This is a genomic window from Variovorax sp. Varisp46 (assembly GCF_059491885.1).
On sequence record NZ_CP168515.1, the window covers coordinates 4,242,832 to 4,262,788 of the forward strand.

Below are 19,957 nucleotides of genomic sequence, written 5' to 3' on the forward strand. Positions count from 1 at the left end.
CCCTCGGTGGCACCTCCTCCAGTTGCCGGGGCGACGATCGCACTTGGTTCTTTATCCCTTCACGCAAACAACCTGCTTGAGCGTGTAGACCACCTCCACCAGGTCCTTCTGCGCCTCCATCACCGCGTCGATGTCCTTGTAGGCCATCGGGATCTCGTCGATCACGTCGGCGTCCTTTCGGCATTCCACGCCTTCGGTCGCGGCGATCTGGTCGGCGATGGTGAAGAGCTTCTTCGCTTTGGTACGGCTCATCTTCCGACCGGCGCCGTGGCTGCAGCTCATGAAGCTCTCGGGGTTGCCCTTTCCGCGCACGATGAAGCTCTTCGCGCCCATGCTGCCGGGGATGATCCCCAGCTCGCCGGCTTTCGCGCTCACCGCGCCCTTGCGGGTCACGAGCACGTCTTCGCCGAAGTGCGTCTCGCGGCTCACGTAGTTGTGGTGGCAGTTCACCGCTTCCACGTGTGCCTCGAAGGGCTTGGTGATGACCCTGCGCACGGCCGCGACCACGCGCTGCATCATCACTTCGCGGTTCGCTCGCGCGAACTTCTGGGCCCAGCCCACCGCACGCACGTAGTCGCCGAAGTACCTGGCGCCTTCCTCGAAGTACGCCAGATCCTGGTCGGGCAGGTTGCGCTGGTGCAGCTCGGCATCCTTCTTCGCGAGTTCGATGAAGTGCGTGCCGATGGCATTGCCCACGCCGCGCGAACCCGAGTGCAGCATGAACCACACGGACCCAGCCTCGTCCAGGCATACCTCGATGAAGTGGTTGCCCGTACCCAGCGTTCCCAGGTGCTTGTGGTTGTTGGTGTTCTTCAGGCGCGGGTAGTCCTCGCAGATCGCGTCGAACTCGTCCACCAGCCCGGCCCAGGCCGCGTCGGTTTCGTTGGGAGGCGTCTCCCACGAGCCCTTGTCGCGGCCCATGCGCTTGGGGTTCGAGCCGTGCGGCACGGCCTTCTCGATCGCCGAACGCAGCGGGCCCAGGTTATCGGGCAGGTCGTTGGCGTGCAGCGTGGTCTTGCACGCCATCATTCCGCAGCCGATGTCCACGCCCACCGCGGCCGGGATGATGGCCTTGAAGGTCGGGATCACCGAGCCCACGGTCGCGCCGATGCCGTAGTGCACGTCGGGCATGGCCGCGATGTGCTTGAACACGATGGGCAGGCGGGCCGCGTTCTCGAGCTGCTTGCGCGCCTCGTCTTCCACGGGCACGCCGCGGGTCCACATCTTCACGGGCACGCCATTCTCGACTTCGTGCAGGTTGTAGTTCTTTTCCATTTCCATCTCTCTTTCTCTCTCTGTACTTTCTCACCAATGGTGGACACGGCGGGATTCGAACCCGCATCAATACGGCGACCGTGGTGTTTGAATCCAGCGGCCCAGTCGACGATTGGAAACGCGCGCCAGTGACAGACCCGTCATCGGAGCCAGCACCTGCATCCTCAACCTTGCTCGTCGACCGACTTTCCCGCCGCATCCGGTGCTACCCGGACTGCCGGCAATATCAACATTTTTGGCAGTGGCGCTCCCTTCTGTGCCTGCGTGCCCATATCCCTTTCCTTCAGAACTCAAGAACCGTTCGGCCGAAGCGTCACCAGTCCGTTGAGCACCTGGTCCAGACCGCCGACCACCGAGATCTTGTCGATCCGCTCGGCCACGCGTTCCAGCGTTTCGAGTTCCTTCATCCGCAAGGCGACGGGGTTGCCCTCCATCACCTTGGCGGTGTTCAACAGCGAGCGCGTGGCCGCGGTTTCCTCGCGGCGGCGGATCACGTTGGCCTGGGCCGATTTCTCGGCTTCCACCACCTGGGCGAGGATGGTCTTCATCTCGCCCGGCAGGATGATGTCCTTCACGCCCACGCTCTCCAGCGCAATGCCCGACCCCTCCAGCCGCTCGCGCACCTGCGCCAGCACCGTCTGGTCGATGGCTGCCTTGTTCTCCAGCAGCGCGTCGAGCGTTTGCTCGCCGACCGCGGCGCGCAGGCCGAACTGCAGCTCGCGGTACACGTGCTCGGCCGGCTTCGGCATCTGCGCCATGGCTCGCCGCACATCGGTGAAGCGCCACACCGCCGACAGGTTCAGCCGCAGCCCCACCTTGTCGCGGGTCAGGATTTCCTGGCCGCTCACTTCGGCGACCTGCGAACGCAGGTCCACGCAGGTCACCGACACCTGACGGTTGAAGCGCCAGAAGCCGTGGTTCCCCGGCGGCAGCAGCGCCCGCATCTGCCCTTCGAGCATCAGCACGCCGGCATGGAACTCGGGCACCTGCACCAGCAGCACGCCGTCGAGCCCCTGCACCGCACGCGGACGCAGGGCCACGCTCTGCAGCTTCGCCAGCAGGTCGGCCGGCAGGCGCGCATCGGCGGACACATCGATCACGTCGATGCGCTGCTCGCGCAGCCCGCGCCAGTACAGCTTGCGGGTCGAAGGCGGCAGGATCTGCACCAGCACGCCATCTTCATGACGCAGGCCGACTTGGGTTTCGCCCAGCGACACGTGCACGAACTCACGCTCGATCAGCTCAGGCTCACGTGCCAGGAAGTAGTCGGCCAGCTCGTGCTCGAACACCGGCTCGGCGAGCGAGAAGCGTTGCAGCTGGATGGTGTCGAAGCCCGCGAACACGCGGTGCTTTCCCGGGCCGAGCAGTTGCTCGAAATCGCCGTTGCGCAGCAGCAGCGCGCGTTCGTTCTTCTTGATGGTGTATTGGTTGAAGCCCAGCATTCTTTTTCTCCTTGTTGTCCGGTTCGGCTATTCGTTTCGTTCGTTCAGACGGTCATTCGATCCAGGCCCTCGAAAGGGCAGGCGGCGGACACTGCGGCGGCCAAGGCCTGTCGTGCAGCGGTCGCGCGGTCCGGCGGGTGCCTCCCTCGTTGCACTTGCAACGCCCTCACCTTTCCGGCCGTCGATGGCTGCACGCAATTCCTTGCCACGCACGCGGTGCGCAAGCCGCCTGCGCTTGGCACTGTGTCGCGCGCCGCAAGGTTTCAGGGCCTTGCGCCATCGCTCCGGTGTGCCGGGGCGGGGGGCTTTCGCCCCATCAGATGGCGATGCAAGCACCGCCAGGGTTTTTCGCGGGAATCGAACCCACAACGCCGTGTGGTCAGCACGGTGCTCAACCATGAGCAGAACTGAAACAAGTTCAGTTGCCAGCCAGTTCAACAGCGGCATACCGCGAGCCCAAGACAGGATCTGGCCTGCGGCACCGGACCGCATTCACGCGGCACCTGCGAGCGGATGAACTGCATCCGACGGGTTGTCTATTGCAGGCGCTATGCCAGGCCGCGCAAGACGAAGAAGAAACACGCGGTGGTAGCTCGCAAGTTGTTGATATGACTAGCGAAATTCTTTTTTCGACCTGCAGGTGCATGCCGTTCTCGACCTGCTAGCATTCATTTTTTTTATAAACTTAGCTAGCCTTTTATCCATGAAGCCAATAGTTGTCATCGGCTTCCTAGGCACCCAGCTCGACGCCGGCCAGGGGGCGGGCCGCTGGAACAAGTGGCGCCCCACGGTCTCGCTTGCGCAGCACGAGGACATGGTCGTCTCGCGCCTGGAGTTGCTCTACACGCTGCGGCACAAGGCGCTGGCCGAGGTGGTGAAGGCCGACATCGCCGCCGTGTCGCCCGAGACCACCGTCAACCTCGTGCCAATCGATCTCGCGGACCCGTGGGATTTCGGCGAGGTCTACACGCGCCTGTACGACTGGGCGCGCGGCTATCCCTTCGACACCGAGCGCGAGCAGTACTGGACGCACATCACCACCGGCACGCACGTGGCGCAGATCTGCATGTTCCTGCTGTCCGAATCGCGCGTGGTGCCCGGCGTGCTGGCGCAGACCTCGCCGCCCAAAAGGCAGCGCGAAGGCGAGGCCGGCAAGTGCACGCTGATCGACCTCGACCTGTCGCGCTACGACGTGATCGCGCGGCGCTTCGATGCGGAGCAGCGCGATGCGGTTGCGTTCCTGAAGAGCGGGATCGCCACGCGCAATGCGCGCTTCAATGCGCTGATCGACGAGATCGAGCGCGTGGCCGTGCGCTCGCGCGCGCCGATCCTGCTGGTGGGGCCCACCGGTGCGGGCAAGTCGTTCCTGGCGCGGCGCATGTTCGAACTGAAGCAGGCGCGGCACCAGATGACGGGGCCGTTCGTGGAGGTGAACTGCGCGACGCTGCGCGGCGACGGTGCGGCCTCGACACTGTTCGGCCACAGGAAGGGCTCATTCACCGGCGCCGCGGCCGACCGAGCGGGCCTGCTGCGCACTGCGCACCAGGGCGCCCTCTTCCTCGACGAGATCGGCGAGCTCGGACCTGATGAGCAGGCAATGCTGCTGAAGGCGATCGAGGAGAAGCGCTTCTTCCCAGTGGGCGCGGACAAGGAAGTGGAGAGCGATTTCCAGCTCATCGCCGGCACCAACCGCGACCTGCGCAGCGACGTGGCCGAGGGGCGCTTCCGCGAAGACCTGTTCGCGCGCATCAACCTCTGGACCTATGACCTGCCGGGCCTCGCGCAGCGGCCCGAGGACATCGAGCCCAACGTCGACCACCTGCTGGCGATTCACGCGGCGGAGAACCATCGCGTGGTCCGCTTCAACGCCGAGGCGCGCGCGGCCTACCTGCGCTTTGCGCAGAGCGGCGAGGCGATCTGGAGCGGCAATTTCCGCGATCTCTCCGCGAGCGTGACGCGGCTGGCGACGCTGGCCGATGGCGGACGCATTCCGGTGGCGCTGGTCGAGGCGGAGATTGCTCGGCTGCGGTGGCTGTGGAAGCATGCCGGTGCCGCTGCACCGGCCGAGGGCAACGACGTCGACCTGGATGTGCTGCTCGGCGAGGAACGCGCGGGGGCGCTCGACCTGTTCGATCGGTTGCAGCTCGAAGCGGTGGTGCGCGTGTGCCGGCAGTCGCGCAGCCTGTCGGATGCGGGCCGCCAGCTGTTCCAGGCCTCACGCGCGCAGCGCAGCGTGGTGAACGACGCAGACAGGCTGCGCAAGTACCTCGCCAAGCATGGGCTCGAGTGGGGCCGGATTGCCGACGCCTGAGCTATCCTCCGCCGCGATGGCCATCTCTGCATTCGCCGTGAAAGTCCCCGCCGCCGAGCCTCTCGTCGGGGACCTGCGCCGCCGCTACGACGCGACCGTCGCACTGGACGTACCGGCGCACGTCACGGTGCTCGTTCCTTTCATGGACCCTGCGCTGATCACACCCGAAGTGCTGGAGCACGCGCGGCAGGCTCTGAATCGGACGCCTTCGTTTGCCTTCTCCCTGGGCAAGGTCGGGCGCTTTCCCGAAACCGCGTACCTCGCACCGGAACCGGCTGCGCCCTTCATCGAGATGACACTGGCGCTCGCGGATGCATTTCCCGATTTCCCGCCGTATGGCGGCGAGCACGAAGGTGTCATTCCGCATCTGTCGGTGGCGCACGGCAACGCGCTCGATGCGGACGCGGCGGCTGCCGAATTGGAGGCACGCCTTCTCGCATCGGGCGCCGTGCATGCGAACTGCACCGAAGTCACGCTGATCGAAAACTCGTCGGGACGCTGGCAGGACATGCACGTCTTTCGACTGCCAAAAGAACCGGCCCCCATGCGCAACGTCCTCTTCATCTGCAGCCGCAACCAGTGGCGCAGCCCCACCGCAGAACGCATCTGGCGCAAGCACCCGCTGATCTCCGCGCGCTCCGCCGGCACCAGTCCGAATGCGCGGCATACAGTTTCCGTCGACGACATCGAATGGGCCGACGTCATCCTCGTGATGGAAGAAAAACACAAGTCGCGGCTGGTGGCCGAGTTCACGCGGATGCTCGAAGGCAAGCCGATCCACGTGCTCGACATTCCCGACGACTACAAGTACATGGACCCGGAGCTGGTCGAGGAGCTCGAACGCTCGGTAGGGTCCATCCTTGAAATCGACTAGCACCCCATGTCGGAAATCTACATAAGCACGGACGTCGAATCCGACGGCCCCATTCCCGGGCCGAACTCGATGCTCAGCTTCGGCTCGGCCGCCTACACGGCCGGCAAGCAGCTCATTTCCACCTTCAGCGCCAACTTGCACACCCTGCCGGGCGCCGAGGCCGATCCGAAGACTGCCGCATGGTGGAAGACCCAGCCCGAGGCCTGGGCTGCCTGCCGCACCGACCTGCAGGACCCGGCCCACGCCATGAAGAACTACGTGAGCTGGCTCAAGGGCCTGCCGGCGCGGCCGGTGTTCGTCGCCTACCCGGCAGGCTTCGACTTCCTGTTCATCTACTGGTACCTGATGCGCTTCGCCGGCGAGAGCCCGTTCAGCCACTCGGCGCTCGACGTCAAGTCGTTCGCGATGGCGATGCTCGGGCTCGACTACCGCGAAAGCACCAAGCGCGCGATGCCACGCCGCTGGTTCGACAAGCTGCCGCACACACACGTCGCGCTCGACGACGCCATCGAGCAGGGCGCCCTCTTCTGCAACATGCTCGCGGAAAATCGCGCGGCCGCCTCGGGCAAACAGCCATGACGAACCGCTCAGTCCGCCGATGGTGCAAAAGGCTGGCGCTGTGTGCGCTGCCGCTCATGCTGGCGGGCTGCGTCCAGTCGCTGTTCTATTACCCCGACAGCGTGCGCTACGAAACACCCGACGTGCTGGGCCTGCGCTACGAGAGCGTGCAGTTCGCCAGTGCCGACGGCACGCGCCTGAGCGGCTGGTTCCTGCCCGCGGAGAACCGCCAGAACCCGAAGGAAGCCAAGGGCACGGTGGTGCACTTCCATGGCAACGCGCAGAACATGAGCACGCACTGGCGCTTCGTGGCCTGGCTGCCGAAGCAGGACTACAACGTGTTCGTGTTCGACTACCGCGGCTACGGCCAGTCCGAAGGCAAGCCGGAGCCCAGGGGTGTGTTCGAGGACTCCCATGCCGCGCTGAACTATGTGCGCTCACGCGGCGACATCGACCCCGAGCGGCTGTTTCTCTTCGGGCAGAGCCTGGGCGGCACCAACGCGATCGCGGTGATGGGCTCGGGCAACAGGGCGGGCGTGAAAGCGGTGGCCGTCGAATCGACCTTCTATTCCTATTCGTCGATTGCCAACGAAAAGCTGTGGGGCGCGGGCATGCTGGTGAGCGACGAGTACGCGGCGTCGAAGTACGTGGCGGCCATTTCGCCCGTTCCGCTGTTGCTGATCCATGGCACGGCCGACCAGGTGATTCCGCTCGCGCATTCGAGGCGCCTGCTGGCCGATGCGCGCGAGCCCCGCCGGCTGATCGAAGTACCGGGCGCGGGCCACCTCGAACCGATGACAGCCCTGCGCTACGGCGGCGCCTACCGGAAGGCGCTGACCGCATTCTTCGAGGCCGCACAACATCCGCTGCAGCAATGACAACCGCCATGAAACACTTCGACGAGGCCGCCACCCGCGCTCCCCTGAGCTTCGAGCGGCTGGTGCCCGCACTGCACGCGGCCTTCGTTGCCGGAGCGCAGGTGCCGCCGCGCCATGTGCATGGCATCGAGACCGCCTCGGGCGGCGGGAACAGGGGCACGGTGCTCATCATGCCGGCATGGAGCGATGCGGGCTTCCTGGGCATCAAGACCATCAACATCTTTCCGGGCAACAGCGCGCGCGGCCTGCCCGGGCTGCATGCGACCTATGTGCTGTACGACGCGCACACCGGCGTGCCGCTGGCGATGATGGACGGCAACGAGATCACTGCGCGCCGCACTGCGGCGGCCTCGGCGCTGGGCGCGTCGTTCCTGGCGCGCGAGGACGCACGCCGGTTGCTGGTGCTGGGCACCGGCCGCATCGCGCGCATGCTTCCCGCCGCGCATGCGAGCGTGCGGCCCATCGACGAATTGTGGGTGTGGAACCACCGGGCCGAAGGCGCCGAGACGCTGGCCGCACAGTGGCGCGCCGAGGGCTGGAACGCGCGAGCCGTCACCGACCTGGAAGCGGCCGTGCGCCAAGCCGACATTGTGAGTTGCGCCACGCTGGCCACCTCGCCATTGGTGCGCGGCGAATGGCTGGCACCGGGCTCGCACCTGGACTTGATCGGCAGTTTCACTCCGGCCATGCGCGAGGCCGATGCGCAGTGCTTTGCGGGTGCCCGCACCTTCGTCGACACCGACGAGGCGCTGCAGAAATCCGGCGACCTGCTCGATGCGATCGCCGCCGGCACGCTGCGGGCGGAAGACGTCGGCGGCACCCTCGCCGCCCTTTGCCGCGCAGAGCGCCCGGGCCGCTCCGGCGCCGAGGAGCGCACCGTGTTCAAGGCCGTCGGAAGCGCGCTCGAAGACCTGGCCGCCGCCACCCTGGTGTGGCAATCGAGAGACATGGCCTAATCCTTATGGCTTAGTCTTTGGCGAAAAAACCCCTGTCAGGACGGATTTTTCCAACATCCGGATACGCCTTGTAGCCAATAGTAAATATTGTGCATTGCGGCTATCGTGCTCCTGAACTACCGACGGGGGCCACATGCTCAGCACCCAACACAAAGCCAACATCCTCCGCAAGGCCGGATACACCGTGCCGGCCGAACCGGGGAGTGCCGACTGCATCCACCAGACGGCCCAATGCTGGGAGAAGGCGATCGACACGCTCTACGTGTCGTACTCTGCCAGGCGCGCCGCCAAGAGCCTGCGGGACGCGGAGGAGGCGCGGATGCTGGCCTTGCTGCAATTGCGCTCGGCCAAGGCCTGCGCCTGACGGCCCGGCCAGGCACCCGCTCAGCTTCAGGGCTTTTTCTGCTTTTCCGGCGCGTCGTTGCTGCCGCCGCGCGAGAGCTGACCCGCCTTCATCGCTTCGCGGTTCGCCGCGCGACGCTTGGCCGCCGCGGCCCGGCGCTCTTCCCTCGACATCTTCGGCGCGGTCGTCGGGCGGACCTCGCCTTCCTGCATCTGCGGTCCGCGTGCGGCAGCGGCGCCGTCCGCGCGGCGTTCCTTGCGGGCCTCGGCGCGTTCCGCCTTGGTGGTGGGCGCAGTGGGCCGCGCCTTGCCCTGCGCCGGGTCGACTTCGCCGGAAGACTGGGCGGACGCCACCTGCACGACCATCATCTGAGCCAGGGCCAGGCAAACCGGCACGAGCATATTTTTCATCGCGATGACCTTTCAGCACCCGCGAAGGCGCGGGGTCGGGGCATTGTGGTCAGGGTCCGAGGCTGTGTCCACACCGGCAACCCGCATGCCGATGGAGCCTCGGCCCGCACGCTGGCGATCGCTCAGGTAGGCGAGAACCAGCCTGACGAGCTCGGTCTTCATCACGGGGGTCTCCAGGTCACCACGCCGTGCTGCCGCATGAACCGCGCCTTCGACCGCGGACGAGAGCATGCGGGCCGCGACCTCGGTATCGGCGCTTTCTCCCGGTCCCCGGCTTTCGGCGACAAGGGCCCGGTAGCGCCGCTGGTATTGCGCCTCGAACTCGGGGTAGCTCGAACGCGCGGCGAGCGGCACCTCGCCCATCAACACGCGGTGCAGCGCCTGATCGACCGAGTGGGCGGCGATGACGCCGTCGACGAAGCGCTCCACCCGACGCGGCAGCATGGCCACCGCATCGCCCTCTTGCTCGACTTCATCGTCGGTGCCGGACAGCGCCACGAGCACTTCGTCGAGGTGGCGCTGCCGGATCGCCTCGGCGATGGCCAGCTTGTCCGGGAAGTACTGATAGAGCGAGCCGACGCTGACACCGGCCACCGCCGCGATCTCGTTGGTGGTGAACCGCGCCCATCCGCGGTGCGCCAGAACGCGAGTTGCGGCCTCGATGATCGCGTCCACCGTGACGCGCGAACGCTGCTGCCGGGGCGCTTTGCGCATGGTCCTGCGCTGTGGGGGAATGCGAGTACCCAAGTTCGAGGCTCCACTCAAGAATAGGACCGCACGCAACGCGTGCATTCAACCGTTCAAGGGGAGATTGTGATGAGTACGCAGACGCTTCTGGCTTCGCTGTTCCGGTACAAGGCCTGGGCCGACGAAGGGCTCCTGGCAGGTCTCGCAGGCCTGGCCGCGAAGGGCCCGGCCGACGAGTACCGCTGCGCAATGCGCGTGTTCAACCACGCCTGCATCGTCGACCGCATCTTCGTTGCGAATCTCCAGCGCAAGGCGCACGCATACACGGCGACGGGCTCGCGCGAGCCGCCAGGCCTGGAAGCGCTGGCCGAATCGGTCAGGGAAACGGACCGCTGGTACGTCGACTACGTCGCGCGCCTGAGTCCGGAGGAGCTTGCGGAAAGCATCGAGTTCACGTTCACCGACGGCAGCCCGGGCCGCATGTCACGCGAGGAGATGCTGGGCCACGTGGTGGCCCATGGCGGCTATCACCGGGGCGAGGCCGGCCAGATCATGACCCGGCTCACGGGGTCGTCGCCACCCGACACATTCACCGGCTATCTGCACCAGGCCGAGCCCGCGCGCCGCGAGCGGAATGCGTAGCGGCGCGGGATCGGGGCATCGCGTCCGCGGTGGGGTTGCCGGTCAGACGCGTTCGAGAATCACCGCAATGCCCTGCCCCACGCCGATGCACATCGTGCACAGCGCATAGCGGCCACCGCCCTTGTGCAGCTGGTTGACTGCGGTGGTGGCCAGGCGCGCACCGCTGGCACCCAGCGGATGGCCCAGCGCGATGGCACCGCCGTTGATGTTGACGCGCGCGTCGTCGTCCTTCAGGCCCAGCAGGCGCAGCACGGCAAGGCCTTGTGCGGCGAAGGCTTCGTTGAGTTCGATGACGTCGATCTGGTCGATGGTGAGGCCGGTCAGCGCCAGCACCTTCTGCGTGGCGGGCGCGGGGCCGATGCCCATCACGCGCGGCGCAACGCCGGCGGTGGCCATGCCGACCACGCGGGCGCGCGGCGTCAGGCCGTGCTTGGCGGCACTGGCTTCGTCGGCCAGCAGCAGCGCGCAGGCGCCGTCGTTCACGCCGCTGGCGTTGCCGGCGGTGACGGTGCCGTCGGGGCGCACCACGCCCTTGAGCTTGGCGAGCGATTCGAGGCTGGTCTCGCGTGGATGCTCGTCCTTGTTGACGATGATCGCGTCGCCCTTCTTCTGCGGCACCGTCACGGGCACGATCTCGGCGTCGAAGAAGCCGGACTTCTGCGAGGCCACGGCGCGCAGCTGCGAGTTCAGCGCCATCAGGTCCTGCGCCTCGCGCTCGATCTTGTAGTCGGTGGCCACGTTCTCGGCCGTCTCGGGCATGGAGTCGACGCCGTACTGCGCCTTCATGAGCTTGTTGACGAAGCGCCAGCCGATGGTGGTGTCGTACACCGCGTTGTTGCGGCTGAAGGCGCTCTCGGCCTTGGGCATGACGAAAGGCGCGCGGCTCATGCTTTCCACACCGCCGGCGATCATCAGGCCGGCTTCACCGGCGCGGATGGCGCGGGCCGCGGTGCCCACGGCGTCGAGGCCCGAGCCGCACAGGCGGTTGATGGTGCCGCCGCCGATTTCGAGCGGCAGGCCCGCGAGCAGCGCCGACATGCGCGCCACGTTGCGGTTGTCTTCGCCGGCCTGGTTGGCGCAGCCGTAGAGCACGTCGCTCACGGCTTGCCAGTCGACGTTCTTGTTGCGTTCCATCAGCGCGCGCAGGGGCACGGCGCCGAGGTCGTCGGCACGCACGCTGCTGAGCGAGCCGCCGTAGCGGCCGAAGGGGGTGCGGACTGCGTCGCAGATGAAGGCGTGGTTGGTCATGGTCTGTCTCTTTTGGAAGGATGTTGATTCGGGTACCGGAAATCCGCCTCAGGCGGCGATCGGCAAGCCCACGAGCTTCTCGAGTTCCTCGCGGCTCAGGCCATCGACCAGGTCGACGAGCTTCAGGCCTTCGGGTGTGCATTCCAGCGTGGCCAGGTCGGAGTACACGCGCTTGACGCAGCCGATGCCGGTCAGCGGATAGGTGCACTCCTTCACCAGCTTGCTCGCGCCCTGCTTCGTGAGCAGGTCCATCATGACCCAAGTCTGCTTGGCGCCGATAGCCAAGTCCATCGCACCGCCCACCGCGGGAATGGCGTCTTTCTCGCCGGTGTGCCAGTTGGCGAGGTCGCCGGTGGCCGACACCTGGAACGCGCCGAGCACGCAGATGTCGAGATGGCCGCCGCGCATCATCGCAAAGCTGTCGGAGTGGTGGAAGAACGAGCCGCCCGGCAGCAGCGTGACGGGCTGCTTGCCGGCGTTGATGAGGTCGTAGTCTTCCTCGCCGGCCTCGGGCGCAGGACCCATGCCGAGGATGCCGTTCTCGCTCTGCAGGATGACCTCGCGGCCCTGGGGCAGGTGGTTGGCCACCAGCGTGGGCTGGCCGATCCCGAGGTTGACGACGGCGCCGTCGAAGATGTCTTGTGCCACTCGCGCTGCGAGCTGGTCCTTGGTGCGACGTGTGTAGCTCATGGTCATGCTGCCTTCTTGAAGCCGCCGGCCTGCGTGGCCACGCGTTCGATGCGCACCACCTGGTGCACGAAGATGCCCGGGGTCACGATGGTCTCCGGGTCGAGGGTGCCGAGTTCGGCGATGTCGTGCACGGTGGCGATGGTCTTCTTCGAGGCCATGGCCATCACCGGGCCGAAGTTGCGCGCGGCCTTGCGGTAGACCAGGTTGCCCCAGCGATCGCCGCGCTCGGCCTTGATGAGCGCCACGTCGCCGCGGATGGGGTACTCGAGCACGTACTGCACGCCGTCGATCTCGCGGGTTTCGCGGTTGCCGGCGAGTTGCGTGCCGTAGCCGGTGGGGCAGAAGAAGGCGCCGACGCCGGCGCCCGCGGCGCGGATGCGCTCGGCCAGGTTGCCCTGGGGCACCAGTTCGAGCTCGATCTTGCCGCTGCGGTAGAGGCCGTCGAACACCTGGCTGTCGGCCTGGCGCGGGAAGCTGCAGATGATCTTGCGCACGCGCCCTGCCTTGAGCAGCGCCGCAAGGCCGGTCTCGCCGTTGCCGGCGTTGTTGTTGACGACGGTGAGGTCCTTGGCGCCCTGTTCGACGAGGCCCTCGATGAGTTCGTTGGGAATGCCGGCGGTGCCGAAACCGCCGATGAGAACCGTGGCGCCGTCTTGGATGCCTGCCAGGGCATCGGCGACCGAGCGCGCGATCTTGTTGATCATGAAGCCTGTCTCCGGGAGTGAGGAAAAGAAACCGAACCACCTGAACACGCCGATCGATTCTGCGAACCGCCGATTTGTTCGTCTAAAGAACATTTGTTCGTATAATGAATTCTAAAGAGGATCGACCACCATGGCAACCCACCCCGCACAAACCGACACACCCGCGCCCGGCGACAGCTACGTCCAGTCTTTTGCGCGGGGGCTGCAGGTGATTCGCTCTTTCAGCGCGAATGCGCCGCACCAGACGCTCAGCGAGGTGGCGGCCGGCAGCGGGCTCACGCGTGCGGGGGCGCGGCGCATCCTGCTCACGCTGCAGACGCTGGGCTACGTGGTGACGGACGGCAAGCTCTTCACGCTCACGCCGCGCATCCTCGACCTCGGCTTCGCGTACCTGTCGTCGATGCCGATCTGGAACCGCGCCGAGCCGGTGATGGAGGCGCTGGTGCAGCAGGTGCAGGAGTCGTGCTCGGCCGCCGTGCTCGATGCAACGGACATCGTCTACGTGCTGCGCGTGCCCACGCAGAAGATCATGCGCATCAGCCTGGGCGTGGGCTCCCGCCTGCCGGCCTACTGCACGTCGCTGGGCCGGCTGCTGCTGGCCGACCTGGAAGACGACGAGGTGCGCGCACGGCTCGAAGCCTCCGACATCCAGGCGCTGACCAAGCACACGGTGACCGACATCGAGGTGCTCATGGCCAAGGTGGCGCAAGCGCGCAGGCAGCAGTGGTGCCTGGTGAACCAGGAACTGGAAGAAGGCCTGATCTCGGTGGCCGCCCCCATCGTCGACCGGCACGGCCGCATGGTGGCCGCACTCAACATCAGCGGGCAGGCGAACCGCACCAGCGCGAAGGTGATGCAGGAGACGATGCTGCCGGCCCTGGTCGATGCCGCGAAGAAAGTCTCGCAGCTTCTTTAGGCAACCGCACGCAGCCGTTGGCCCTTTCCAGGAACACCGCGGAACCGGCTTCGCCGGGCCGCTGGTGTTGCCCCCGGTAGGGGTAGGAGAAGCGACACGAAGTGCGCGAAGCCTGGGGGCGAGCTCAGCCCTCGGAGTGAATGCCCTTCATGAGGATCACCCCGCCCAGGCGCGTGGTGTCGGCGCGCATGCGCTTGGCCAGCGTGTCGGGCGAGCCGGGCTGCGCCTGCCAGCCGGTCTTGAGCAGGGCCTGGCTCACGTCGGTCGAGCTGATCACCTCGACCAGCGCCGCGTTGAGCTTGGTGACGGCCGCGGGCTTCATGCCCGCGGGCGCGGCCAGCGCGGTCCAGATCTCGAGGTCGGCGCCGCGCACGTCGGCGTCGCGGATGCTGGGCAGTTCACCGGCCAGCGGACTGCGCTCGGGCGAGGTCACGCCGATGGCCTTCACCTTGCCCGACTTGATGTGCGGCAAGGCCAGGCCGGGCGGCAGCAGCGCCAGCTGGATCTCGTTGGCCAGCAGGCCCGCAATGACCTGCGGGTTGCCGGTGTAGGGCTTGTGCTGCGCGGTGATGGCGGCGCGGCTCTTCAGCAGCTCCATGCCCAGGTGGCCCACCGTGCCCACGCCCGGCGTGCCGTACCTGGCGCCGGTGCCGAGGTTGCGCACCCACAGCAGTTGTTCGGCCGCGGTCTTGCCGGAGGCGCTGCCCGACACCACGAGCACCAGCGGTGCGGTGCCGATGAGGCCGATCGGCGCGAAGTCTTTCTCGGGGTCGAAAGGCAGCGACGGATTGAGCAGCTTCGCGATGGTGAGGTTGCCGTTGATCAGCGCGCCGACGGTGTGGTCGTCGGTGGCCTTGGCCACCAGGTCGGCCACGGTGTTGCCGCTGGCGCCGGGCTTGTTTTCGACCACCACCGGCTGGCGCAGGATTTTCGACAGGGGTTCGGCGATGGCGCGGGCCGCGAGGTCGGGCGACGCGCCGGCGGGAAATCCCACGAGGATGTGCACAGGCTTGGTCGGCCAGGCGGCTTCGCCGGCGGGAGCGGTGCGTTGGGCCCACGAAGCTTTCGCGAAGAACGAGGCGGCAACGGCTGCCGCGCCGCCTTCGAGGAGGCGGCGTTTGGTGATTGTCAAGGTGACTCCAGAGAGAGTGAAAACCAGGAAATGCGGAACGCTGTCTGAACGCCAGCTGACCATCGCATTTACAACACGTTACAGGACCGGGCTGCGTTGCGCAAGTCCCAACGGACACGACGCTGGGGTTTTCACATCGGATGGCGTCTATCGCGCGGGCTTGCCGGGCGCGTGCAGCAGCTTGCGCTGCGTGGGAAACAGCGACCAGCCCCAGCGGTGCTGCGCGTAGCCCCAGAGTCCCTGCTTGAAGAACAGGGTCACGAGAATGGCCATCAGGCCGAGTCCGAGCAGATACCACGTGCCGTAGTCGCTCAGGAACTTGTTGAGCGCCCAGAAGATGAGCGCTCCCACCAGCGGCCCTTCGATGCGGCCAATGCCGCCGATCACCACCATGAAGATGGCGAAGGCGGTCCAGTTGACGCTGAAGGCAGCATCGGGGCTGATGCGCAGGTTGCCCACGAAGTACAGCGCCCCCGCGAGGCCCGCGCCGAAGGCCGCGACCACGTACACCGCGAGCTTCATGCGCGCGACCGGAATGCCCTGCGACTCGGCCGCCACTTCGTTGTCGCGAATCGCCAGCAGCGCCAGCCCGCGCTTGCTGCGCAGGAACAGATACACCAGCGCGACCGCCGCAACCACGCAGGCCAGCGCCATCCAGTAGGTGGTGCTTTCGCGTGTCGCCTTGTCGATGCCGCGCAGCGCGGTGAGCGTGGTGCCCGAGCCGCCGCCCACCGCCGACACGTTGGCGAAGCTCAACCGAAACACCTCCGCGATGACCCAGGTGCCGATGGCGAAGTAACCGCCCGAAAGCCGGAACGCGACGAAGGACACCGGTATCGCCACAAGCCCTGCCGCCAGCGCCCCCAGCGGTATCGCCACGAAAGGATTGACGCCCGCGAAGTTGCCGAGCATCAGCATCACGTAGCCGCCGAAACCGAAGAAGGCCTGCTGCCCGATGCTCACCATGCCGCCGTAGCCCGCGAGCAGGTTCCACATCATCGCGAAGATGAAGTAGCAGGCGATCTCGACGAACTCGCGCATCCAGCTCGACTCGCCCCACCACGGCAGGCTGGCGGCGACGAGCACGAGGGCGATGCCGGCGAAGAGTGCAGCGCGGCTCGCAGCGGTGGCGCGCTCGACGGCAATGAGGGGTGGGGGCATGTTCGTCATCCGCTTCATCCACGTGTCTTGGGGAAAAGGCCTTGCGGCCGCAGCACCAGCACCACCAGGAAAACGATGTGCCCGAACCAGATGCCCCAGCCCGGGTCCAGCCTGAAGCCGATCTGCTGCGTGATGCCGAGGATCATCGCGCCCGCCAGCGTGCCCCAGAAGGAGCCCATGCCGCCGATGATCACGGCCTCGAATGCGAAGAGCAGCAGCAGCGGGCCGTCCGAAGGAGAAACCGTGGTGCGCATGCCCTGCAGCGCACCTGCGATGGCGATGAGCACGAAGGCAATCGCCGTTGCCAGCGCATAGACCTTCTTCGCATTGAGCCCCATGAGCTCCGCGATCTCGCGGTCGTCGGACACGGCGCGGAACGAACGCCCCAGCGCCGTGCGCGCGAACAGCCACTGCAGCGCCCCCGTCGCACCGACCGCGATGGCCAGCACGATCAGCGGCAGCACGCCCAGCGACATTGCATCGCCCAGCGCAATGCCCTGCGTATTGAGCCCGCCGGTCTCTATGGCGCGCGGATCGGCCGAGAACAGTTCGAGCAACAGGTTCTGGATCACGATCGACAAACCGAAGGTGACGACCAGCGAAGGCAGCGGGTCCTTCCCCAGCGTGCCGTTGAGCACGTAGCGCTGCAGCGCGTAGCCGAAGCCGAAGGCCACCGGCAGCACCGCGAGCGCGACCAGCCACGGCGCCGCATCTCCCGTCAGCGACACGCCCGCGATGACCGCGAACGCGCCGAGGATGATGAAGTCGCCCTGCGCCGTGTTGGTGAGCCGCATCACGCCGAACATCAGCGACTGGCCCAGCGCGAACAGCGTGTAGAGGCCGCCGAGCAGCACGCCCTGAACGAGGGTCTCAAGCATGGGCAGCCTCCATGCCGAAGTAGGCCTGCGATATCTGCTCGCGCGTGAGGTCGGCGGAGTTGCCTTCGAGCGACACGCGGCCTTCCTGGAAGCAGTAGATGCGCCGCGAGACCTGCCGCGCCATGGTCACGTCCTGCTCGACGATCACGACGGTCATGCCTTCCGCGGTGATGGCCGGCATCGCCGCGTAGATCTCGCGGATGACGATGGGCGCGAGGCCGAGCGACAGCTCGTCGCACAGCAGCACCTCGGGGTTGCTCATGAGCGCGCGGCCGAGCGCGACCATCTGCTGCTGGCCACCCGACAGCGAGGTGCCCGGCTGGTGGCGCTTTTCGGCGAGGATGGGGAACAGGGCGTAGAGGCGCGGCAGGTTCCACGGCCCCTTGCGCGCGGCGGTGGCGCCCATGAGCAGGTTCTCCTCGACGCTGAGGCTCGGAAACAGCCTGCGGCCCTCGGGGACCATGGCAAGGCCGCGGCGCACGATATCGCCGGGAGGGAGCCCGCCGATGGGCTCGCCCTTGAAGCGGATCGCCTCACCGGGCGCACGCACCAGGCCCGTCAGGCTCTTGAGGAAGGTCGACTTGCCGGCGCCGTTGGCGCCGATGATGGCGACGAGCTCGCCCTGGGTCAGCGAGAAGTCGATGCCGAACAAGGCCTGGGCGTCGCCGTAGAAGGCCTTGAGTACGTGGGTGTCGAGCAGCGCGCTCATGGTCTTTGCTCCCTCCCCCTCTGGGGGAGGGTTGGGGTGGGGGCAAGCTGCGATGAAATGGTGGCGCCGTCATGCCCCCATCCCGGCCTTCCCCCAGAGGGGGAAGGAGCAATACAAAGTCGACGCGCACTCATGCTTCCATCCCCATGTACACCCGCCGCACCTCCGGGTCGTTCATCACCGCCCGCGGCGCGCCCTCGGCCAGCTTCTGCCCGAAGTTGATGACGAACAACCGGTCCGCCAGCGACAGCAGCGCATGCACCACATGCTCGATCCAGATCATCGTCACGCCGCGCGCCTTGATGCGCTGGAGCTCGCCGACCAGCACCGCGGCCTCGGGCTCCGTCAACCCGCCCGCGATCTCGTCGAGCAGCAGCAGCTGCGGCCGCGTCGCCAGCGCGCGCGCCAGTTCCAGCCGCTTGCGGTCGAGCAGGGTCAGCCCGCCCGCCGGCTTGTTCGCATGCGCCATCAGGCCCGTCTGCTCCAGCACCTCGTGCGCCGTGTGCCAGGCCTCGCGCTCCGTCTGCTGTCCGCCGAAGCAGGCAGCGGTCACCAGGTTCTCGAACACGCTCATGTTGCCGAAGGGCTGCGGCACCTGGTAGCTGCGGCCGATGCCCGCATGGCAGCGCTGGTGCGGCTTCAGCCGCGTCACGTCGCGGCCCGCGTACTCCACGCGCCCCGCGTCGACACGTACGTCGCCCGAGATCAGGTTGAACAGCGTGGTCTTGCCCGCGCCGTTGGGCCCGAGAATGCCCAGCGTCTCGCCCTCGGTCACTGACAGCGTGATGTCGTCGGTGACCTTGAGCGCGCCGTAGGACTTGCTCACGGCATGCAGTGCCAGCAGCGTCATTGCGTTCGCTCTTCAGAGCAGCCGCAGCTTGCCGCCGGTGGGAATGTTCGTCGCCGCCTCGTTGTTCACGATGGTCAGTTCCACCTTGTACTTGCTGCCCTTGCCCCACTGGCCGAGCACCAGCGGCGTCTTGCTGACATTCTTGAACGGCCCCTGCCCGCCCCACTTCACCGGCCCGACCACCGAGTTGATCGACGTCGACGCAACCGCGTCGCGCACGTCGGCAGCCTTCAGCGACTTTGCCCGCCCGAGCGCATTCGCCGCCACCTCGAACAGCGCATGCGCGAAGCCGATCGGCTGCGTCCACTGCTTCTTCGTGCCGGCCTCGTACGCGTCGGCCAGCGCCTTCGCGCTCTGCTGCGTGAGGCTCGAAGTGAAGGGATGCGAAGGGCTCCACCACACCTCGGTCGAGAGGCCGTCGCCCAGGTCGCCCAGCGCCTCGATCGCGCCCGGGAACAGCAGCGCCTTGCCCAGCGTGATGACCTTCGGCCTGAAGCCCTGTTGCCGCGCCTGCGTGAGGAAAGTCTTGGCGTCGGGCGGAATCACCACGCCGGTGACGATCTCGACACCCTCCTTCTTGAAAGCCGCGATCTGCGCGCTGAAGTCCTGCGTGCCGTTCTGGAAGCGGCCCGGGTCGGTGAGCGTAAAGCCCATTGCCGCGAGCGGCTTCGGAAAGCCCAGCTCCTTGTCGCCCCATGCATTGCCGTCGCCATCGTTGGGGAACAGGCCGCCGACCTTCTTGTTGGTGGCCACGGTCTTCCAGCCGTTGGTGAAGTTGGCGATGACGTCCTCCAGCCCCCAGAACATGTGGTACGTCCAGTTGAAGCCCTTCGCCGGATCGCCCTTGCGGCCGAAGAACCAGGGCTGCCACGGCACCACGCTGGAGATGCATGGCACCTCGTTGAGCTCGCAGGCATCGCTCACCGGGTTGGCGGTCTCGGGCGTTCCGGCGGTGAGCACCAGCGCCACCTTGTCCTTCAGGATCAGGTCGTTCGCCACCTCGCCCGCGCGGTTGGGGTTCGACTGGCTGTCCTTCAGCACGATCTGCACGGCGTACTTCTTTCCACCGAGGCTGATGCCGTCCTTGAAGGCGGTCTTCATCTGCTCGATCACCCATTTGTCGGCCTCGCCGAAGGGTGCGAGCGGGCCGGTCTGCGGCGAGACATAGCCGATCTTGAGCGTGTCGGCCGCGAACACCAACGGGCTTGCGCCCGAGGCGACCAGCGCGGCCGTGGCCTGCGTGAACTGTCTGCGATTGAATGCCATGGTTGTCTCCGTCTCTTGTGTTTGTAT

Annotated in this window: 21 protein-coding genes and 1 pseudogene; 9 read left to right on the plus strand and 13 right to left on the minus strand. The window is 66.8% G+C overall.

The features are described from left to right. Nucleotides 1-51 precede the first annotated feature (51 nt). Both ACEN9N_RS20120 and ACEN9N_RS20125 read right to left on the minus strand, forming a co-directional pair. Nucleotides 52-1,275, minus strand: a complete 1,224-nt coding sequence (locus ACEN9N_RS20120; RefSeq protein WP_007836187.1) for an RtcB family protein — start codon at nt 1,273-1,275, stop codon at nt 52-54. Between the two features lie 290 nt (nt 1,276-1,565). Continuing rightward, complete coding sequence (locus ACEN9N_RS20125) at nt 1,566-2,717, minus strand: slipin family protein (RefSeq protein WP_495654383.1); 1,152 nt, start codon at nt 2,715-2,717, stop codon at nt 1,566-1,568. Between the two features lie 703 nt (nt 2,718-3,420). On the opposite strand from ACEN9N_RS20125, the gene rtcR reads away from it, so the two are divergent. The 7 genes and pseudogenes from rtcR to ACEN9N_RS20160 all read left to right on the plus strand — a co-directional run bounded on the left by rtcR (nt 3,421) and on the right by ACEN9N_RS20160 (nt 8,658). Beyond that, nucleotides 3,421-5,028 (plus strand): RNA repair transcriptional activator RtcR, encoded by a 1,608-nt coding sequence (rtcR, locus tag ACEN9N_RS20130; RefSeq protein ID WP_495654384.1) that lies wholly within the window; start codon nt 3,421-3,423, stop codon nt 5,026-5,028. Nucleotides 5,029-5,044: 16 nt separating this feature from the next. Beyond that, nucleotides 5,045-5,464 (plus strand): annotated as a pseudogene (locus ACEN9N_RS20135) (2'-5' RNA ligase family protein); the annotation flags it as partial. A 108-nt stretch (nt 5,465-5,572) separates the two neighbouring features. Then, entirely contained in the window at nt 5,573-5,902 is a 330-nt protein-coding gene (locus ACEN9N_RS20140) for a low molecular weight protein tyrosine phosphatase family protein (protein ID WP_413315771.1), read from the plus strand. Between the two features lie 6 nt (nt 5,903-5,908). After that, nucleotides 5,909-6,481 carry a 3'-5' exonuclease family protein gene (locus tag ACEN9N_RS20145; protein WP_495654385.1) on the plus strand — a complete coding sequence of 191 codons (573 nt, stop codon included), beginning with the start codon at nt 5,909-5,911 and terminating at the stop codon, nt 6,479-6,481. After that, nucleotides 6,478-7,338 (plus strand): alpha/beta hydrolase, encoded by an 861-nt coding sequence (locus ACEN9N_RS20150; RefSeq protein ID WP_413315760.1) that lies wholly within the window; start codon nt 6,478-6,480, stop codon nt 7,336-7,338. The genes ACEN9N_RS20145 and ACEN9N_RS20150 overlap by 4 nt, the downstream gene beginning before the upstream one ends. Before the next feature lie 8 nt (nt 7,339-7,346). Continuing rightward, complete coding sequence (gene lhpI / locus ACEN9N_RS20155) at nt 7,347-8,294, plus strand: bifunctional Delta(1)-pyrroline-2-carboxylate/Delta(1)-piperideine-2-carboxylate reductase (RefSeq protein ID WP_495654386.1); 948 nt, start codon at nt 7,347-7,349, stop codon at nt 8,292-8,294. Between the two features lie 133 nt (nt 8,295-8,427). Beyond that, entirely contained in the window at nt 8,428-8,658 is a 231-nt protein-coding gene (locus ACEN9N_RS20160) for a hypothetical protein (protein ID WP_413315762.1), read from the plus strand. Nucleotides 8,659-8,684: 26 nt separating this feature from the next. Here the strand turns inward: ACEN9N_RS20160 and ACEN9N_RS20165 are convergent, their stop codons facing one another. Both ACEN9N_RS20165 and ACEN9N_RS20170 read right to left on the minus strand, forming a co-directional pair. Next, nucleotides 8,685-9,047, minus strand: coding sequence for a hypothetical protein (locus ACEN9N_RS20165; protein ID WP_056595274.1), 363 nt, complete (start codon nt 9,045-9,047; stop codon nt 8,685-8,687). A 12-nt stretch (nt 9,048-9,059) separates the two neighbouring features. Further along, nucleotides 9,060-9,761, minus strand: a complete 702-nt coding sequence (locus tag ACEN9N_RS20170; RefSeq protein WP_007836204.1) for a TetR/AcrR family transcriptional regulator — start codon at nt 9,759-9,761, stop codon at nt 9,060-9,062. A 102-nt stretch (nt 9,762-9,863) separates the two neighbouring features. On the opposite strand from ACEN9N_RS20170, the gene ACEN9N_RS20175 reads away from it, so the two are divergent. After that, nucleotides 9,864-10,376: a DinB family protein gene (locus ACEN9N_RS20175; protein ID WP_413315765.1), complete on the plus strand. Its 513-nt coding sequence runs from the start codon at nt 9,864-9,866 to the stop codon at nt 10,374-10,376. 42 nt (nt 10,377-10,418) lie between these two features. Here ACEN9N_RS20175 and pcaF read toward each other — a convergent pair whose 3' ends face one another. The 3 genes from pcaF to ACEN9N_RS20190 are packed head-to-tail and all read right to left on the minus strand — an operon-like array spanning nt 10,419 to nt 13,018. Next, the gene (pcaF, locus tag ACEN9N_RS20180) at nt 10,419-11,624 is read right to left on the minus strand and encodes a 3-oxoadipyl-CoA thiolase (protein WP_007836207.1); all 1,206 of its coding nucleotides are present in this window, start codon (nt 11,622-11,624) and stop codon (nt 10,419-10,421) included. A 48-nt stretch (nt 11,625-11,672) separates the two neighbouring features. Further along, nucleotides 11,673-12,320, minus strand: coding sequence for a 3-oxoacid CoA-transferase subunit B (locus ACEN9N_RS20185; RefSeq protein ID WP_007836208.1), 648 nt, complete (start codon nt 12,318-12,320; stop codon nt 11,673-11,675). After that, nucleotides 12,317-13,018 carry a 3-oxoacid CoA-transferase subunit A gene (locus ACEN9N_RS20190; RefSeq protein WP_007836209.1) on the minus strand — a complete coding sequence of 234 codons (702 nt, stop codon included), beginning with the start codon at nt 13,016-13,018 and terminating at the stop codon, nt 12,317-12,319. The genes ACEN9N_RS20185 and ACEN9N_RS20190 overlap by 4 nt, the downstream gene beginning before the upstream one ends. A 130-nt stretch (nt 13,019-13,148) precedes the next feature. On the opposite strand from ACEN9N_RS20190, the gene ACEN9N_RS20195 reads away from it, so the two are divergent. Further along, nucleotides 13,149-13,934 carry an IclR family transcriptional regulator domain-containing protein gene (locus tag ACEN9N_RS20195; RefSeq protein WP_413315767.1) on the plus strand — a complete coding sequence of 262 codons (786 nt, stop codon included), beginning with the start codon at nt 13,149-13,151 and terminating at the stop codon, nt 13,932-13,934. A 124-nt stretch (nt 13,935-14,058) separates the two neighbouring features. Here the strand turns inward: ACEN9N_RS20195 and ACEN9N_RS20200 are convergent, their stop codons facing one another. The 6 genes from ACEN9N_RS20200 to ACEN9N_RS20225 all read right to left on the minus strand — a co-directional run bounded on the left by ACEN9N_RS20200 (nt 14,059) and on the right by ACEN9N_RS20225 (nt 19,930). Next, nucleotides 14,059-15,066 (minus strand): Bug family tripartite tricarboxylate transporter substrate binding protein, encoded by a 1,008-nt coding sequence (locus ACEN9N_RS20200; RefSeq protein ID WP_413333658.1) that lies wholly within the window; start codon nt 15,064-15,066, stop codon nt 14,059-14,061. A gap of 147 nt (nt 15,067-15,213) precedes the next feature. Then, on the minus strand, nt 15,214-16,227 hold the full coding sequence (locus ACEN9N_RS20205) for a branched-chain amino acid ABC transporter permease (protein WP_237726139.1): 1,014 nt from the start codon (nt 16,225-16,227) through the stop codon (nt 15,214-15,216). A 14-nt stretch (nt 16,228-16,241) separates the two neighbouring features. Further along, on the minus strand, nt 16,242-17,105 hold the full coding sequence (locus ACEN9N_RS20210; RefSeq protein WP_495654387.1) for a branched-chain amino acid ABC transporter permease: 864 nt from the start codon (nt 17,103-17,105) through the stop codon (nt 16,242-16,244). Next, nucleotides 17,098-17,814 carry an ABC transporter ATP-binding protein gene (locus ACEN9N_RS20215; protein ID WP_495654388.1) on the minus strand — a complete coding sequence of 239 codons (717 nt, stop codon included), beginning with the start codon at nt 17,812-17,814 and terminating at the stop codon, nt 17,098-17,100. Before ACEN9N_RS20215 ends, ACEN9N_RS20210 begins: the two co-directional genes overlap by 8 nt. Before the next feature lie 130 nt (nt 17,815-17,944). Then, nucleotides 17,945-18,664 (minus strand): ABC transporter ATP-binding protein, encoded by a 720-nt coding sequence (locus ACEN9N_RS20220; RefSeq protein WP_413316421.1) that lies wholly within the window; start codon nt 18,662-18,664, stop codon nt 17,945-17,947. Nucleotides 18,665-18,676: 12 nt separating this feature from the next. Beyond that, nucleotides 18,677-19,930 (minus strand): ABC transporter substrate-binding protein, encoded by a 1,254-nt coding sequence (locus ACEN9N_RS20225; RefSeq protein WP_495654389.1) that lies wholly within the window; start codon nt 19,928-19,930, stop codon nt 18,677-18,679. Between the last annotated feature and the right edge of the window lie 27 nt (nt 19,931-19,957).